General features: G+C 66.4%; 11 protein-coding genes. 5 read left to right on the forward strand and 6 right to left on the reverse strand.

Going from position 1 to position 17,410, the window contains the following annotated elements:
* Positions 1-50: 50 nt before the first annotated feature.
* Both M1L61_RS08165 and M1L61_RS08170 read right to left on the reverse strand, forming a co-directional pair.
* A complete protein-coding gene (locus M1L61_RS08165) occupies positions 51-1,208 on the reverse strand; it encodes an ROK family protein (RefSeq protein WP_126560112.1) in 1,158 nt (385 codons plus the stop codon).
* Complete coding sequence (locus M1L61_RS08170; protein ID WP_248854552.1) at positions 1,205-2,434, reverse strand: MFS transporter; 1,230 nt, start codon at positions 2,432-2,434, stop codon at positions 1,205-1,207. Before M1L61_RS08170 ends, M1L61_RS08165 begins: the two co-directional genes overlap by 4 nt.
* Positions 2,435-2,625: 191 nt before the next feature.
* Between M1L61_RS08170 and M1L61_RS08175 the strand changes: the two genes are divergently transcribed.
* Positions 2,626-3,108, forward strand: coding sequence for a hypothetical protein (locus tag M1L61_RS08175; protein ID WP_010484263.1), 483 nt, complete (start codon positions 2,626-2,628; stop codon positions 3,106-3,108).
* A 51-nt stretch (positions 3,109-3,159) separates the two neighbouring features.
* Here M1L61_RS08175 and aceE read toward each other — a convergent pair whose 3' ends face one another.
* Both aceE and M1L61_RS08185 read right to left on the reverse strand, forming a co-directional pair.
* Positions 3,160-5,832 carry a pyruvate dehydrogenase (acetyl-transferring), homodimeric type gene (aceE, locus tag M1L61_RS08180; RefSeq protein WP_248854553.1) on the reverse strand — a complete coding sequence of 891 codons (2,673 nt, stop codon included), beginning with the start codon at positions 5,830-5,832 and terminating at the stop codon, positions 3,160-3,162.
* A gap of 244 nt (positions 5,833-6,076) precedes the next feature.
* Positions 6,077-6,376, reverse strand: a complete 300-nt coding sequence (locus M1L61_RS08185) for a hypothetical protein (protein ID WP_043402433.1) — start codon at positions 6,374-6,376, stop codon at positions 6,077-6,079.
* A gap of 139 nt (positions 6,377-6,515) precedes the next feature.
* On the opposite strand from M1L61_RS08185, the gene M1L61_RS08190 reads away from it, so the two are divergent.
* From M1L61_RS08190 to M1L61_RS08205, 4 genes are all read left to right on the forward strand, one after another.
* Positions 6,516-7,031 (forward strand): sigma-70 family RNA polymerase sigma factor, encoded by a 516-nt coding sequence (locus M1L61_RS08190; protein ID WP_043402430.1) that lies wholly within the window; start codon positions 6,516-6,518, stop codon positions 7,029-7,031.
* A complete protein-coding gene (locus tag M1L61_RS08195; protein WP_191851096.1) occupies positions 7,028-8,050 on the forward strand; it encodes a FecR domain-containing protein in 1,023 nt (340 codons plus the stop codon). Before M1L61_RS08190 ends, M1L61_RS08195 begins: the two co-directional genes overlap by 4 nt.
* A 141-nt stretch (positions 8,051-8,191) precedes the next feature.
* Positions 8,192-11,125 carry a TonB-dependent receptor gene (locus tag M1L61_RS08200; RefSeq protein WP_248854554.1) on the forward strand — a complete coding sequence of 978 codons (2,934 nt, stop codon included), beginning with the start codon at positions 8,192-8,194 and terminating at the stop codon, positions 11,123-11,125.
* A gap of 10 nt (positions 11,126-11,135) precedes the next feature.
* Positions 11,136-12,731, forward strand: coding sequence for an alkaline phosphatase D family protein (locus M1L61_RS08205; RefSeq protein WP_241877072.1), 1,596 nt, complete (start codon positions 11,136-11,138; stop codon positions 12,729-12,731).
* A 100-nt stretch (positions 12,732-12,831) separates the two neighbouring features.
* Here M1L61_RS08205 and M1L61_RS08210 read toward each other — a convergent pair whose 3' ends face one another.
* Together M1L61_RS08210 and M1L61_RS08215 are read right to left on the reverse strand one after the other, a co-directional pair.
* Positions 12,832-14,940: a phospholipase C, phosphocholine-specific gene (locus M1L61_RS08210; protein ID WP_248854555.1), complete on the reverse strand. Its 2,109-nt coding sequence runs from the start codon at positions 14,938-14,940 to the stop codon at positions 12,832-12,834.
* 8 nt (positions 14,941-14,948) lie between these two features.
* Positions 14,949-17,327, reverse strand: coding sequence for a TonB-dependent receptor (locus M1L61_RS08215; RefSeq protein WP_248854556.1), 2,379 nt, complete (start codon positions 17,325-17,327; stop codon positions 14,949-14,951).
* Between the last annotated feature and the right edge of the window lie 83 nt (positions 17,328-17,410).

A 17,410-nucleotide genomic window follows, 5' to 3' on the forward strand; every position in this document is an offset into this window, starting at 1 on the left:
CGGTAGGTCCGGGCGATGACGGAATTGTTTACTTCGGCGGAAATAAACAATTAAACGATGGCATCGGCGCCCAGCTGGTGGATCGGCAGCAGCGCCGCGCCCACCGATACCGCAGATCCTCCCAGCCGTGACACATGCACCTGCGGCAGGCGCAGGCTGTCCAGCGCGCTGCTCCAGCGTGCCGGCTGCTGCAGGTGTTGCCCCAACGCTTCCAGTACCTGGCGGGGCAGCGAACCGGACAGGATCACGGCGCCCGGATCGAGCCACGCCACGCCGGTATTGGCCGCTGCGCCCAGCTGGTTTCCCGCGCGTTCGGCCCAGGCACTGATGATGCCGGCATGGCTTTCCAGGCAGGCCTCCAGCTCGAACAACGAAGGAATTCCGGCGCCGGCCTCGCGCAACGTGGCCAGCAGGTCGATACCCGAGGGGCGCGGTGCGTCCATGCGGAACAGGCGGCCGATGTCGCCTGCATTGCCGAACTCACCGCGCATCACATCACGCCGGTGGATCACGCCGCCACCCACGCCGTGGCCGACATACAGCAGCAGCGCCGAAGCGCAGTCGCGGATCAGACCGCTGTCGTAATACTCTGCCAACGCCGCCAGGGTTGCATCGTTCTCCACCCACACCGGGAAGCCGAAGTAGTCTTCGAAGAACTGGTCGTTGTCGATGTCGCGCCAGCCATGCAGCCAGTCCACCGCGTGCCGGCGTGCCGGACCGGTTTCGACCACGGGCCCCGGAACGGCCACGCCGAGGCCAAGGAACCGCGCGCGCATCAGTCCGGTGCTGCTGGTGAGGCTGCGCAGGCGCTGGTCCACGCAATGGACGAAATCGTGGGGATCTGCGCTGTCGAATGCGGTGGCATCACGGGCGATGAGCTGACCGGCGAAATCCACCAGTGCGATCTCCAGCCAACCGGGATGCACCGTGGCACCGGCGGCATAGCCGCCCCGGCCGGACAGCGCTAGTGGCACCGACGGACGGCCGCGCTGGCCATCGGACAGCTGTTCCTGCTCCTCGATCACTTCCAGCATCAGCAGCTCACGCGCCAGGCGGGTCAACGCGCCGTTGTGCATGCCCAGCTGGTGGGCGATGGTGATGCGGGGAACCGCGCCCATCGTGCGCAACAGCCAGATGATGCGCTTATGGTCGGCCTCCAGCGCGATCAGCGGCTTGCGGCGCAGCCGCGATGTCGGGGCCAGGCTCACGGGCGCAGGCCCTCGGTGCGTGCTGGAGGGATGGGCCAGGCCAATGCAGCCAGCGAAAGCAGGCTGCCGATGGCGACCAGCGAGACCAGGGTGACCGAGGTGTCCAGATCGCCCGCCTGTATACCGGGCAGCACTTCGCCCAGCAGCAATGAAGAGGCCGCGATGGATAGCTTCATGGTTCCGGTGAGCAGTGCAAAGCAGCTGAGGTCATCGTCGCGTCCGCCATGGATGGCGTGGCGACGGGCGATCAGCGCGGTGCGTCGCCACAGTACCAGGCCGACGCTGGCCACCGCCGTCCCGTGGGTCGCGGCACATGCAATCGCTATGGGCGTGGAGGGGAGGGCCAGGTACACGCCGACGGCTCCGACGGCCAGCACCGACATCAACGCGAGCATCCCGGTCTCGCTGTGCAGCGTTGTACGCAGGCGCAGGCAGAGCCAGGGGGCAACCACCATGCCCGCCACCATCGCGAAGGTCAGCGCTGCCCCATGTTCGGCGAAGGGGAACAGACGCCCTGCCAGGCCGACCAGCGTCGTCTCCGCCGCCGCGGCCAGCAGAACCGGCAGCAGCGCTGGCAGGGGCAGGGCAAAAGCAGCGGGCGTCCTGGTTGCGCTGGGCCGTGGGGGCGTTGCGACGCAGGCCAAAGGAAGCGCAGCGGCCGCGATCAGCACGCCGATGACCATGCACATCAGCAACGCGTTGCCACTGCCCTGGGACGCAGGCGTACCGACCACGACGAACAGCGCCGAGGCAATGCACAGCTTGGAGATCGGCACTACCACGGCGCGGGTGGAGACATAGCGCATGGCCTCGACCTCGTCACGGGGCAGCAACGACGTCAACGCGTTCTGGGCCACGTCGTAGACTGCATAGCAGGTACGGAACAGCAACGATGCGACCAGCAATGGCAGGAAGGCGGGCTCGGTTGCGTTGCCCGGGCTGAACAGCAGGCAGGCGCTGGCCGCCGTGCCGAGCCCGCCGATGAGCTGCAGGCGCAGGGCGAGGCGCTGCTGGTTGCGCAGGCGGGTGAACACGGCGGCCAGCAGCAGATCGAGCAGGCTGCTGTAGGCCAGTGAAATGGCCAGCAGCTGGCCGGTGTGGGCCGCCGACAGCCCCAGCCGGGCGTGCAGGTAGTAGCCCAGCACCAGATCCACGAATGACCAGGCCAGGGTGCGGGCAAAGTGGCCGGCGGCATAGAGGTGCCGTGGCGAGGGCTGCGCGTTCAACGCCGTGTACTGGGGGAGAAGAGCCGGAGATGCTGGATCGTTCTACTACCCCTGTGTGACATGGTCCTGACATGGCGGGTGGCCGGGCATTCAGCGCGTGGCTTGCACCCCCTGCCGCGGGCGTGCAGCATTTGCCCTGCTGCCCCCACCACGCGTCACGCAGCGCTTTCTTCACTGGAACGGAGCAACGTATGAAACTGTTGTCCGCTGTGTTGTTGTCTGCGCTTTCGCTCTCCGCCGTTCCGGCGCTGGCAGTGGAAGCTTCGCCCTCACCGCTGCTGGGGCGCTGGTCGCTGGATATCGCCACGTCTGCACTTCCCGAAGCGCAGCGCCCGAAGCATGTGGTGCTCGAGTTCAAGGACGCCGGTGCAGGGCGTTGGAGTTCACATGTGGACATCGTCCTGCACGACGGCAAGACCATGAAGTCCGACGGCACGCTGGCGCTGGACGGCACGCCGGGGCCCTTGTCCGGTACTTACGGCGCGGACAAGGCCAACCTGAAACTGCCGGCGCCGAACACCCTGGTGATGCAGCTGGTGGACCACGGCACGCCGGCCTCCACCCGCATCTATACCGTGGCGGCCGACCGTACGACGATGACCGAGACCAAGGCGTTCTACGGCCACGACGGCACGCCGATCCTGCAGACCAATCTGTTCAAGCGGATACCGTAGCGGCACCGCCTGGACCACGCCCGCACAGCGGGCGTGGTGAATGCAGCAGCCTTATACCGCGGCCGGGTCGCGCTTGCCGGCGTCGATGTCGTACCTGTCGATGGCCTCCTGCATCCGCGAGCGTTCGATGCGACCTTCGTCAGCCAGTGATTTCAGGGCGGCCAGCACGATGAAGTGGCGATCCACTTCGAAGAAGGTGCGCAGCGATTCACGTGTGTCGGAACGGCCGAAGCCATCGGTGCCGAGTGCGGTGAAGCGGCGGTCGTTGATGAAGGGACGGATCTGGTCGCCTACGATCTTCATGTAGTCGGTGGCCACCACCACCGGGCCTTCATGGCCCTGCAGGCACTGCTGCACGTAGGGTACGCGCGGCTCCTCGGCCGGATGCAGCAGGTTCCAGCGTTCGGCGGCCAGGCCGTCGCGGCGCAGTTCGGTCAGGCTGGTGGCGCTCCACACATCGCTGGCGACGCCGAAGTCCTGCTGCAGCAGTTCTGCCGCGGCTTCCACTTCGCGCAGGATCGAGCCGCTGCCCATCAGCTGCACGCGTGGCTGCGAGGCGGTATCGGCGGCTGCCGGATGCAGCAGATACAGGCCCTTCAGGATGCCCGCTTCCACGCCCTCCGGCAGCGCCGGCTGCGGGTAGTTTTCGTTGAGCACGGTGATGTAGTAGTAGATGTCTTCGTGGTCGACATACATGCGGCGCAGGCCGTCATGGATGATCACCGCCAGCTCGTAGTTGTAGGTCGGGTCGTAGGACACGCAGCTCGGAATCACCGACGACAGCACGTGGCTGTGGCCGTCATCGTGCTGCAGGCCTTCGCCCATCAGCGTGGTGCGGCCCGACGTGGCACCGAGCAGGAAGCCGCGGGTACGTGCATCGGCAGCGGCCCAGGCCAGGTCACCGACACGCTGCAGGCCGAACATCGAATAGAAGATGTAGAACGGAATCGTGGCCAGGCCGTGGTTGCTGTAGGCGGTGCCGGCGGCGATCCACGAACAGATCGCTCCGGATTCATTGATGCCTTCCTGCAGGATCTGGCCGTCCTTGGCTTCCTTGTAATAGCTCAGCTGGCCGGCATCCTGCGGGGTATACAGCTGGCCCAGGTAGGAGTGGATGCCGATCTGGCGGAACAGGCCTTCCATGCCGAAGGTGCGCGATTCATCAGGCACGATCGGAATCACCAGCTTGCCCAGGTCCGGGTCCTTCAGCAGGCTGGTGAGGATGCGCACGAAGCCCATCGTGGTGGACTGGCCACGATCGCCGCTGCCCTGCAGCTGGGTGTTGAAGATCGACAACGGCGGCAACGGCAGCGGATCGACCTTCGCCAGCCGCGCCGGCAGCTGGCCGCCCTGGATGCGGCGGCGCTCGGCGAAGTAGGCGGCCTCGGCGCTGCCCGGCTCCGGACGCAGATAGGGCATCTCCTCCAGCTGCTCGTCGCTGACCGGCAGGTTGAAGCGGTCGCGGAAGGCGCGCACCGCATCGGCGCTCATCTTCTTCAGCTGGTGGTTGATGTTCTGGCCTTCGCCGGCTTCGCCCATGCCGAATCCCTTGACCGTCTTGGCCAGGATCACCGTCGGCCGGCCGCGGGTGTTCACCGCCTGCTGGTAGGCGGCGTACACCTTCTGCGGATCGTGGCCACCACGTGCCAGCGCCCAGATCTCGTCGTCGCTCATGTGCGCGACCCGCTCCAGCAGCTCGGGGTAACGGCCGAAGAAGTGTTCGCGCACATAGGCGCCGCTCTGCGACTTGAAGGTCTGGTAGTCGCCATCCACGCATTCCATCATGCGCTGGCGCAGCAGGCCGCTGTGGTCGCGGGCCAGCAGGTCGTCCCAGCCGCTGCCCCAGATCAGCTTGATCACGTTCCAGCCGGCCGCGCGGAAGGTGCCTTCCAGTTCCTGGATGACCTTGGCGTTGCCGCGTACCGGACCGTCCAGGCGCTGCAGGTTGCAGTTGACCACGAACACGAGGTTGTCCAGCCGCTCGCGGCCAGCCAGGGAAATTGCCGCCAGCGATTCGGGCTGGTCCATTTCGCCGTCGCCGAGGAAGGCCCAGACCTTGCGGCCCTGGTGTTCTTTCAGGCCGCGGTATTCCAGGTAGCGCATGTAGCGCGCCTGGTAGGCGGCGGTCAGCGGGCCCAGCCCCATCGATACGGTGGGGAACTGCCAGAACTCCGGCATCAGGCGTGGGTGTGGATACGAGGACAGGCCTTCGCGGCCGGCTTCGCGGCGGAAGTTGTCCATCCGTGCCGGATCGATGCGGCCCTCCACGTACGCGCGGCCGTAGATGCCCGGCGCGGAGTGGCCCTGGATGTAGATCATGTCGCCGTCGAAGGTGTCGGTGCGGCCACGGAAGAAGTGATCGAAGCCGACGTCGTACAGCACTGCCGCGGACTGGTAGGTGGCGATGTGGCCGCCGACATTGGAATGCTTGCCGGCACGCAGCACCATCACCATCGCGTTCCAGCGGATCATCGCGTTCAGGCGGCGCTCGATGGCCAGGTCACCCGGGTAGGCCGGCTGGCGCTCGGGCGGGATGGTGTTGACGTAGGCGGTCCAGGCACGGGTATGCAGGTCGCCGTGCTGCTGCGCGTCCAGATCGCTCAGCTGGTCGATCAGGTAGTGCGCGCGCTGCCGGCCGCCGGCCTGCATCACCGCCTCCAGCGATTCACGCCACTCCCGCGTTTCCAGCGGGTCGGTATCGAAGGGGATCAGGGCTTGGTTCATGACGGTCTCCAGAGGGCGCCGGTCGGACTTCTGCCTGGGCGACAACACCGGCAGGGCGCACAGCACTGGAGCGGGGTCGCAACGGCGGGGCCGTGACGCGAAGGGCGACCGTGGCGGCCACCGAGAAGACAAGCGTAGGCCGGGCCCCCTGGCTTCGATAGGCGGGCCCGGCTTGGGTCTCTGGCAAGCAAGGGTTGGCACCGCGCGCCGTATCATGCGCGCATGCGCTGGGTGCGGCCGCTGATCAGGCCGGGGACAGCCCAGGCAGGAACACCGGGATGATCGCCACGCCGACGCCCAGCAGGCACCAGGCGACAATGGGCAGCCAGCGCGCCAGGCGTTGGGCGGGTTCCGGTGCACGACGGCCACCGATCCACAGCAGCAGCGTGAGCAAGCCCAGTGCATAGGCGAGAGCGACGATCACCGGATGCACATGGATGACCCGGCTGGGCGGCCACATCTGCTGCTGGTAGGCGGTGGTGTGGGCGACCAGCAGCAGGAACAGCAGGCTGCTGAGGGTGTTGATGGCGGTGCGTGCGTTCATTGCTGGGCACTCCTTGTGCCGGCTGCCGGGACATTGCAGGGGCGGCATTCTAGCGGCTGCCTGCCGGTCGTTGAAACGCCACTGTCATCGATGGCGGTCACCCTGCGGGGCTTTCCAGCCTCGGGGTGGTTGGCCGGCCGTGAACAGCGTGAGGATCTGGGAGAAGAGCTACGCGCTGCGGCGCCGGCTGCTGCGTGGCTTCTTCCTGCGTCGCGGTTCGGCCAGCGAGGATGCCGAAGACCTGGCGCAGGAGGTCTACCTGCGCCTGCTGCGCAGCACCGGCGAAGATGCCGATGCGGTCGAGAACCCGGAAGCCTACCTGTTCACCGTGGCGGCCAACCTGGCGCGCGAGCATGCGCGCGCGCGGTCGTCGCTGCCGCCGCTGGAAGACGTCGACCTGCTGGCCGAAGTGCTGAAAAGCGAAGAAGACATCGAAGGCGAATTCGAGCGTGCGCAGCGCTGGAACGATATCCGCAGCACCATCGCACGACTGCCGGCGACCACGCGTCGGGTGATGGAGCTGCACTACCGCGACGGGCTGGATTGCCCGGGAATCAGTCAGCAGCTGCAGGTGTCGGTGCACATGGTGCGCAAGCACATCGGCAAGGGGCTGGAGGCCTGCAGGAACGCGCTGGGCGCCAGGGAGCACACATGAGCCGGAACTCATCGACCGTGGCCGACGACACGATCACCTGCGAGGCCATGGACTGGTTCCTGCGCAATCGCGACGGAACACTGGGTGAGGCCGAGCGGGTTGCGTTCCTGGACTGGATGAAGTGCTCGCCGGAGCATGTGCGCGCCTATATGCACGCCCTCGCGCTGCACCGGCAGGTCGGTGAGGCGCTGCAATCGCCGTTGCCTGAAGAGGCGCCGGTGCCACCGCGGCAGGTCGCCGCCAAGGTGGTGCCGCTGTTCGGTAGCATGCATGCGCCGCCGCGCGCTGTGCGGCCTCGGGGGCGTGCGCGCTGGTGGGTGATGGCTGCCGCAGCCTGTACGGCCCTGCTCGGCGTGGGCCTGGTTCCGCAGCTGATGCCCACCGCGCAACTTTACAGTGCCGGACAGGGTGAGCTTCGCGACCTGGTGCTGCCCGACCAGACCCAGGTGCGGCTCAACGCGGACAGCCGCCTGCGGGTACGCATGGGCTGGCTCAGCCGCAAGGTGGAGCTGTTGCAGGGTGAGGCCACGTTCGACATCGCCCGCGACCGCCGTCCGTTCGAGGTGGAGGTGAACGGCCTCGAGATTCGAGACATTGGCACGGTGTTCGATGTCGCGCGACGGTTGAAGAGCACGCGCATCGGCGTGGTTTCCGGCGAGGTGGAGATCTGGAGCCAGGGTGCGGACGCCCGGCGTCTTGCGCAACTGGGCGAAGGCCGGGTGGTGCAGGTCGACGCGCGCAGCCATGCGGTGGAGTCGCTGGATGTACCGTTGTCGATGCTGCTGGACTGGCAGCAACGCAAGGTGTCCTTCCTGGATGAGCGGCTGGACGAGGTAGCCGCGGCCTTCAACCGGCACAACCAGGTACAGGTCCGCGTGCTGGACGAAGGCGCGGCATCGGCACGACTGTCGGGCAGTCTCGATGCGCATCGCATCGGTGCGCTGCAGGCCTTCCTCGAACGCGACCCGCGTTTCCTGGTGAGGCGCGAAGGCGACACCGTGCGGGTCGGAAGTCGCTGAGGCCGACGTGGCCGTGGACTGTCAGAAAAAATTCATCGAATCCGCGTTCTCCACTTCGGTGGATGCCGGCTCTTACTTGGGAGAAGCCGCTGCCGAGCCACGCAGCGGCGCCTGCTGCCTTCTCTCTTCCAAGGACCCGTGATGCGCAACACGCTCTACCTGTCGATCATCCTTGCCCTGTCTCCCTGCAGCGTGCCGCTGGCGGTCGCGGCCACTGCCGATGGCCTGGAGGCCCGCGTTTCGGCGCCCATCACGGCGCAGCCGTTGGCACGTGCGCTGGAGCAGTTGTCGCGCAGTTCCGGTGTGCAGTTCCTGTATTCGGGCAGTGGTGAAGTGCACATGGCCGGTGCGGTGCCGCGCGGTGCCACCGTCAAGCAGGCGCTGGACGCACTGCTGGCCGGGACCGGCCTGGGCTACACCGTGGTCGATGGCAACGTCATCGCCATCGATCCGGCGCCCGTAAGCAACGCGCCGAAGCCGGCCGCGCCGAAGCCGCGCGAGGCAGAGGCGGTGGTGGCGCCGACCCTGGACACCGTCAAGGTGATTGCCGCGCACGAGGTGATCGACCAGAAGAAGTCGTCGCCAGTGATCAAGGATTCGGTGGTCTACGACGAGATGGACAGCTACGGCGACGAGACCCTGGCCGAGAGCCTGATGGCCGCTCCAGGCCTGAGTGCGGTGGAGGATGCCGGCGAGCCACGTTACGTGACCGTGCGCGGCGTACAGGCCAACCTCAACTACACCACCATCGATGGCATCGCGATTGCCAGCGTGGGAGGCAGTGGCTCCGGCGAGCGAATGAACAACCTGCAGCTGATTCCCAGCGACATCGGCACCCGTACCGACATCTACAAGAGCTTCAGTGCGGAGCAGGCACCGGATGCGATCGGCGGCGTGATCGACATCATCAGCCGCAGTGCTTTCGACCGGTCCGGCAAGTACGTGTTTGCCGATGTGGCGGGCATCTATTCCACCGCCGAGACCAACGTCGAGCGCAGCGCAGGCGGAAACCACGAGACTCTGGGCCACTTCGGCAAGAGCGCCAAGATGGTGTTCTCCAACCAGTTCGGCGCCGACCAGGAGTTCGGCATCGTTGCGGTGGCACGCTACGAGCAGCGTTCACGCAACAGCGTCAAGCGCTGGGTGGAGTCGAACTACTACTACAACGACGCTGGCAAGTACCTCACCGACGGTACCACCGGTCCGGACGAGGCCAAGGGCTGGAACGGGCTGCGTGCGCCTGGCAACTTCAGCACCGGCACCTATACCAACTTCATCACCAACTTCGGTGGCTCCGCCAAGCTTGAGTGGAAGCCCTCGGATGATCCGTTCTACGCATCGCTGCTGCTGTACTCGTACCGGTTCTACGAGAACTCGACGATGAACAAGACCGATCTGTACGGCAATGCCAAGTTTCCGATCCGCAACCAGACCGAGGACAGCGGCACCACCCAGATCAACAGCATCTACATCAAGAACCGTCACGACCGCTGGGATCGCAGCAACCGTGGTGCCATCGCCAGTTTCAACTGGGACATGGGCGACCGTTCGCGGCTGACCCTGCGTGGCGGCCATACCGAAGAGACCTTCCACAACAACCAGGTCTACTGGGGTGTGCGCGCCTACCCAAGCAATCTGTTCGTCGACTACGAGAACGACAGCCACGGGTTCCCCAACGCGGTGGCGGTTTCCGATTCCAGCCTGCTGACCAGCTCCGCGTTCAAGCTCAATCCGGCGCAGGCCTATGTCTCCCCGCGCGATGCCAAGGAGAGCATCGACAACCTGCGCGCGGATTTCAGCTACAACATCGACGCCGATGCGCGTGGCTTCGGCCTGGCCACCGGCGCCGAGTACCGCCATCTGAAGATCTGGCAGGACATCGACTTCGACTACTTCAAGAGCAATGCCACGCTCAACGATTACCTGTATCCGGGTTCGACGCTGCTGGGCAGCGTGCCGGGCTTCCCGCTGATCGACAACCGCAAGTGGAACGAGGAGCTGCTGCCGAAACTGGGCAACAACAATGCGGCGTATCCGAATGCCAACTTCACCAGCGACTACACGTATGTGGAGGACATCACCAATGCCTATGTATCCGCGCACTACGCCTGGGACCGGCTGCTGCTGATCGGCGGCCTGCGCTACGACCACACCCGCTTCGATGCCTACAGCCCGTTCAGCGATGATGGCGGCACTACCTATACCTCCGCCTTCCGCAATACGAGCGGTGGCTACAACAACCTGCTGCCTTCATTGAATGCGACGTTCAGGCTGAGCGAGGACCAGCGCCTGCGCTTCTCCGCCAGCCGCACGCTGGGCCGGCCGACGCCGAGCAACATCGCCCAGGCCACCAGTACCAGTTGTGGCGATGACGAGGAGGGCAGGGGCTTCTGCAGCATCAAGCAGGGCAATGCCGATCTGCAGCCGCGACGTTCCACCAACATCGACCTGGCGTGGGACCTGTACTTCAACGGAAACAACGGCCTGGTCTCGGTGGCGCTGTTCGACAAGGTGATCAAGGACGACATCTACACCCTGACCACCTTCGAGAACGTGGGCGATGCCCGCTACCGGGTCACCCAGCCGATGAACACCGACGAGTCCACGCTGCGCGGCGTCGAGTTCGCGGTGGCCAACCGCAACCTGCAGTGGGGACGCCAGCGCTTCGACATGTACTTCAACGCTACACGGCTGGAAGGCCAGACCAACTACCGCATCAGCGATGGCACCGAGCGCCGCCTGGATCGCCTGCTGTACCAGCCGGACTGGTCGCTCAACGGTTCGGTGATCTGGCGCATGCCCTGGAAAAGCGCGCAGCTGCGCCTGTCCGGCACCTACCGCAGCCGGATGCTGGTCGACTTCGGTGACACCGAATGGCTGGATTCGTACTACGACCCGTACATGACCTTCAACATGGCCTTCAGCCACAAGGTCAGCAGGCACGTGACGCTGAAGTACGAAGCCAAGAACCTGTTCAACACCCAGCCGACCTACAGCACCGGCCCGAACGGGCGCTTCCGTACCGAGATCGACGACTACGGCCGCTTCTTCTACTTCCACATCATCTACAACTGAGGGCACAGCCGTGGAGACGATCAATCGCAGGCGATTCCTGGCCCTGGCCGGCCTGTCCGCTGCCGGTGCCTGGATGGGCACGGCACACGCGCTGGCCGCGCAGGCCGATGCCACCGCGCTGAACCCGCGCAACCTGCTGGCCAAGCCGCGTTTTGCCAGCACACCCTTCACCCTGGGCGTGGCCTCGGGTGATCCCTCGGCCGATGGCATGGTGCTGTGGACGCGCCTGGCGACCGAACCGCTGGTGTTCGGCGGTGGCATGCCGACCCGGCCGATGGCGGTCGAGTGGCAACTGGCAGCAGACGATGGCATGCGCAAGGTGGTGCGCCAGGGTTCGGCAATGGCGCATCCCGAACTCGGCCACGCCGTGCACGTGGAGCTGGACGGGTTGGCGCCCGGACGGCCCTACTGGTACCGCTTCACCGTAGGCGGCCACGCCAGTGCGGTCGGTTGTACCCGCACGCTGCCCGCAGCCACGGCCGCAGTGGATCGTGTGCGTTTTGCGGTGGCCGGTTGCCAGCACTACGAAGAAGGCCACTACACCGCGTGGCGGCGCATCGCCGAGGAACCGCTGGATTTCGTCTTCCACTACGGTGATTACATCTACGAAGGCGAAAGCCAGCCGGGCCTGCGGAAGATGAACGGCCAGCCGTTCACCAACCTGCGCAACCACGTCGGCCCGCAGATCTACACGCTGGATGATTACCGCCGCCGCTACGCCCAGTACAAGAGCGATCCCGACCTGCAGGCCGCGCATGCGGCGGCACCGTGGTTCGTCACTTTTGACGACCATGAAGTGGACAACAACTGGGCTGGTGCCGAAGACCAGGATGACACGCCCAGCGAAGTGTTCCTGCTGCGTCGCGCACAGGCGTTCCAGGCCTACTACGAGAACATGCCACTGCGCCGCTCGGCATTCCCGCGCGATGGCCACATGCAGATGTACCGGCGCGCACGCTACGGCACGCTGATGGACCTGCACCTGCTCGACACCCGCCAGTACCGCAGCAAGCAGGTGAACATGGCGTTGCGTGAGGAGGTGGAATCGCCGGAGCGCAGCATTGTGGGGGCGAAGCAGGAGCGCTGGCTGTTCGACGGCCTGGCCGATGCTGCACCACGCTGGCACACGATCGCCCACCAGGTGGCGCTGGGCAACTACATGCGCGAGAAGGACGGCGTGGTGCAATCGTCCGACGACCAGTGGTCAGGCTATCTGGACAGCCGCCGGCGCCTGCTTGACCACATCCAGAAGGTGGGCTTCGGCAACGTAGTGACTGCCTGCGGTGACGCGCATCGCCACTATGCGAGTGATCTGGTGCAGGACCACCGTGACTCGGGCGTGATCTCCAGCGAGTTCCTCGCCACGTCGATCACTTCCGGCGCCGATGGCCAGGGTGTGGACGCGTATGCCAGGAACCAGCTTGCGCACAGCCCCTATCTGAAGGCGACCATCGACAAGCGTGGCTACGTGCTGTGCGATGTCACCCGCGATGCGTGGATCGGCGATATGAAGACGCTGGATACCGTGATGCAGCCGAATGGCGCGGTGCAGAGCTGGAAGCGCTACGCGGTGGAGCACGGCCGGCCGGGGCTGCAGGAGGCCTGATCCTACCGGTCTGGCCTGTAGAGCCGAGCCCATGCTCGGCTGCTTTTCCGGTCAGTTATCGAAGAGCAGCCGAGCATGGGCTTGGCTCTACAGAGATCCTTCAATCGTGCTCGAACCGCAATGGCTCGCTGCCCATCGCCGGATCACTGGTGCCGGGGCGCCCATCCTCGGCGCGGCCGGCCAGGCGCAGGGCACTGTCGCCCGCACCGACGAGCAGGTCGTACCAGCCTGCGGTGGGCGTTGCGTCCCACGCCAACGCGGTCTCTGCATGTGCGGGCAGCACCAGCGTCTGCTCGGGCATATGCCCGGCATAGGCGCCCGGCTGCACACGCACCTGCTGCGCGCTGTCACCCAGATTGCGCAGGCGGAGCCGCAGTTGGCCATCCGCACGATCGGTTGAAGCCTGCACGGCAGGACCCGTGGCCGCTCCCTGGAAGTGGCGGTGGAAGCCGTTCGGGCCCAGCAGCCACAGGTCATAGCGACCCTGGGCGTCCAGCGGCCAGCGCTCGCGCAGCGGCATGCCCGGCAGCAGCGTGTAGCGGCGTGGCACCGCATCCAGCCGCAGCCGGTCGTAAACATGCAGCACTGCTGCTGCGCCTTCGCAGGACAGCGCCAGATCCACACCCGAGGCGTCGACAGCGGCAATCGATGCCTGCGGCCGGTAGGGCAGGGCACGCGCCGGGCGCACGCCGCTTTCCTGTTTCGCCGGCTTCAGTCCCTCGGGCAACGCGGGCACGGTGCGTCCCGGCAGGGCGGCGGCGCGCGCGGCCACCGCGCTCACGTCCGGCAGGCCGCGTACGAACGGGCGGGTATCGCGCTGGGCGAAGTCGAACGCGTTGCTCAGGTCGCCGCAGACCGCGCGGCGCCACGGCGAGATGTCCGGTGCGGCCACACCGAAGCGACGTTCGATCAACCGTATGACCGAGGTGTGGTCGTACACCTGCGAATCGACCCAGCCACCGCGGCTCCACGGCGAGATCACATACAGCGGCACGCGCGGACCCAGCCCATATGGGCGGCCACGCAGTTCGGCGAGGTCGTACTTCTCGTCGCCCGGTGCCGGATGGCGGTGGTACTCGCCCTCGGTACTGACCGAAGACGCACCGGCCCAGCCGGAGCCCAGCGGTGAAGGCGGTGCCGGTGGCGGCATGTGGTCGAAGAAGCCGTCGTTCTCGTCGAACATCAGCAACAGCGCGGTGCGGCTCCACACCTCTGGATCGGCGGTCAGCGCGTCCAGCACGCGCGCGGTATAGGCCGCGCCCTGGGCGGGGCTGGAGGGGCCGGGATGCTCGCTGCCGGCCGCGTCGGCAATGATGAAGCTGACCTGCGGCAGGCGCCCACCGATCACGTCCTGGCGCAGCTGCGCCAGGCCACGGGTGCTGACGCCGCGTGCGCGCAACTGCGGGTCATGCCCCGGCGCGGCGCGATGGGCCTGGCGGAATACCTCGAAACCGGCCAGCGGGTTGTCGGTGAAGTTGTCGGCCATGTCCTGGTAGATCTGCCAGGACACGCCCGCCTTCTGCAGGCGCTCGACATGGCTGGTCCATCGGTACGACGCCGGATGCCCGCCCTGTTCCGGGAAGTTGTCGTGCGAGTTGGCGATCACCGGGCCACCTGCACGCGCGTGTGCATCATTGTGGCCAGTCCACAGGAACACCCGGTTCGGGTTGGTGCCGGCCTGCATCGCGCAGTGATAGGCGTCGCAGATGGTGAAGGCGTCGGCCAGCGCGAACTGGAACGGCAGGTCGCTGCGCTGGAAGTAGCCCATCGAGTGGTTCTGCTTGGCCTTCGGCCATTGCCCCATGCGCCCGTGGTCCCAGGCACGCTGTGCGTCCGGCCAGGTGTGCGGTGTGCCTTCCACCCGCATGTAGCCGAAGTGCGCGGCGGTATCCAGCGGGAACGGCGCGATCGCGCGCGCGCCGCTCGCGTCGGGCTGCAGCCACAGGCTGCGGGTGCGGCCACCGGCCAGCAGGGCCGCGGCAGGGGCCACGAAGCGATCACCGAAACCACGTACCCCAGGCAGCGTGCCGAAGTAGTGGTCGAACGAACGGTTCTCCTGCATGAACACCACGATGTGCTGCAGGTCTTCGAGGCTGCGCGTCTGCGCCGCAGGCGCGATCGCTGCGGCCCGGGCGATGCTGGGCAGCAGCGGGGAAAGGCCGGCGGCAACGCCGGCCTGCAACAACCGGCGTCGGCCGATATCGGTCACGGGCTCACTCACAGGTCCACACGGAAGGAGATGCCGACGGTGCGCGGGGCGCCGATGAAGGCGTTGTCGCGGCCGTCCACCCCTGCAAGATACCGCTTGTCGGTGAGATTGCTCACCACCAGGTTGGCACCCATGCCCTTCAGGCGCGGCGACAGCCCCTGCAGGTCGAAGCCGATGTTGGCGTTGAACACGGTGGCCGAGGGCAGCTTGTTGACGTTGGCGGCGTCGAGATAGCGCGTGCCCAGGTAACGGCCGGACAGGCCGAAGTTCCAGTTCTCGCCCTGCCAGTCCGCCGACAGCACCAGGGTCTGTTCGGGCTGGCCGATCACCTTGGCGCCATCGACGATGCCCAGCTGGGTATCGCGTGCTGCATCGCCACTGCCCAGGTACTTGGAGCGGTTGTAGGTGTAGGCGGCGTTGAGCCGCCAGCCGTTGTCCCAACCATAGCCGAACGCGGCTTCCAGGCCGTTGCTTTCCACGCCGCCGAAGTTCTCGTAGACACCATCGGTCTCGCCCAGGTAGTCGATGCCGCTGACGAAACCTGCCGGCAGATAGACGATGCGGTTGTCGAACTTGATGTTGTACAGGGTCACCGAGGCGGTCAGCGGCCAGCGGCTGATGCGCATGCCCACTTCGATGTTGTCGGCGGTTTCCGGTTCGACGTTGCGGAAGCGCTGCGGGTCGGTCTCACCGAGCACACCGGACGGGATGGCGGCGAAGTTCTGCGAGAAGCCGGCGAACAACTCCATGCCTTCCACGCCTGGCGCCCAGGTGAAGCCGGTGGACAGCAGCGGATCTGACCTGGAATCGGAGGTCACGTGCTCGCTGGCACCGATCACGCGGCGGCGCGACTGGTCGACGAAGAACTGCTTCACGCCCAGGCGCGCGCTGAACGGACCGAAGCGGGCCATGTCCTCGACGTAGTACATCTGCTCGTCGACCTTGTACTTGTCCTCGAACTGCACCCAGTACGGCTGGTGGTCGAAGTCGATGCTCTGGCCGACAGCGAGCAGGCGATGCCAGTCGCGGCGCGCCGAACGGTCCAGCTTCTCCACCCACAGGCCGCCACGGATGGTGTTGTCGACCGCGCCGAAGGTCTGGCGCCACTCGACGTCGGCGGTCACGCCCATGCGGTCGTTGTCGTAGTGGGTATGGCGATACGACTGCGCGCCCAGCACGTTGCCGGCGTAGCAGTTCGGATCGTACTCGGCGGTGAAGGCCAGCCGCGGCGTGCAGCTGGCCAGGCGCTGTGCGGCGCTGCCATCGGGATTGACGAAGAAGATCTGGCCACGGTTGCTGCCGCCGTACACGGTTTTTCCACCGATGTACTCCGACTCGGGGCGGCCCGCGCCATCGTCGTTGACCTGCGCCAGGTACGGCGGCAGCCAGTCGCCGCGGCCCTGCATGCGGTGGCCATAGGCGGCCACCGAGGCTTTGAAACCATTGCCGCCGTCAAAGGCCGCACGCAGGTAGCCGAAGGTGTTCTCGCGCAGGGCGCGTGAACCGGAGCGGTAGTTCTGGTCCAGGTAGGGAATGCCGGTGAGGGTGCCGACCAGGTTGTCGCGCTCCGGGTTGGTTGCGAAGCCCGTCGGCGAAACGCTGGTGTATTCGGGCTCGTCGGCGTCGTTGTAGGACAGGTAGCCGGTCAGCGTCCAGCGGTCCAGTTCGGTGATGAACTTGCCGGCGATGTGGTCGTTGCTGGCGTGGCCGGTGCCGTCGATCCAGTCGTGCACCTTCGACGAGGAGGCACTGACCCAGGCGCGGGTGTGGCCGCCGAGCAGGCCGGTGTCGTAGCGCACGTAGTACTTGCGTGCCTCGTTGTCACCGGCACCGACCACGAAGCGCAGGCGGCTGTCCTGCAGCGGATCGCTGGTGAGGAAGTTGAGCGTGCCGCCCAGCGCCTCGTTCGAGCGCGAGGAGATATCGGCGGTGCCCTGGCTCACTTCCACCGTCTCCAGATCAAGGGTGTCGATGTAGCGGTTGGCCAGCGATCCACCGCCGTAGCCCGAACCACCGTTCGGCAGCCCGTCGATGGTGGTGCCGATCTGCTGCGTATCGCGGTTGGTGACGAAGCCGCGCATGCTGATCTGCGTGCCCCACACCGACGAACCGGTGGCATCGGCCTCGCTGACCACCACGCCCGGCACTTCATTGAGCGCATCGTTGACGCTGCTCATCACCGTCTGCCGGTTCAGTGTTTCTGCGCGCACCGACGTCTTGGCGTAGCTGGTGGCCTGGCCGATCACCTGCACCTGGTCGAGGGTGCGGGCATCGCTGCTGCGCGCTTCGGCCGTCTCGCCCTGCGGTGCTTCGGCCAGGGCGTCCAGGGCGGGGGCGATCAGCAGAGCCAGCAGCGAGACACGGGGAAAACGCGCAATCGTTCGCATCGAAACCGGACCTTCAGAGGGAGGAAACCCCGGAGTGTCGGCAGCGGCAATGACATCGGCATGACGTGCCGGCGCAGGAACGA

Origin of the sequence: Stenotrophomonas sp. NY11291 (assembly GCF_023277365.1) — a bacterium.
Taxonomy (GTDB): Bacteria; Pseudomonadota; Gammaproteobacteria; order Xanthomonadales; family Xanthomonadaceae; genus Stenotrophomonas; species Stenotrophomonas geniculata.

What these genes read in the sequence shown, in the direction of transcription:
- aceE (WP_248854553.1), bottom strand. Translation starts at nt 5,832, where the DNA reads ATGAACCAAGCCCTGATCCCCTTCGATACCGACCCGCTGGAAACGCGG.
- M1L61_RS08215 (WP_248854556.1), bottom strand. Translation starts at nt 17,327, where the DNA reads ATGCGAACGATTGCGCGTTTTCCCCGTGTCTCGCTGCTGGCTCTGCTG.
- M1L61_RS08185 (WP_043402433.1), bottom strand. Translation starts at nt 6,376, where the DNA reads ATGAACGCACGCACCGCCATCAACACCCTCAGCAGCCTGCTGTTCCTG.
- M1L61_RS08175 (WP_010484263.1), top strand. Translation starts at nt 2,626, where the DNA reads ATGAAACTGTTGTCCGCTGTGTTGTTGTCTGCGCTTTCGCTCTCCGCC.
- M1L61_RS08200 (WP_248854554.1), top strand. Translation starts at nt 8,192, where the DNA reads ATGCGCAACACGCTCTACCTGTCGATCATCCTTGCCCTGTCTCCCTGC.
- M1L61_RS08195 (WP_191851096.1), top strand. Translation starts at nt 7,028, where the DNA reads ATGAGCCGGAACTCATCGACCGTGGCCGACGACACGATCACCTGCGAG.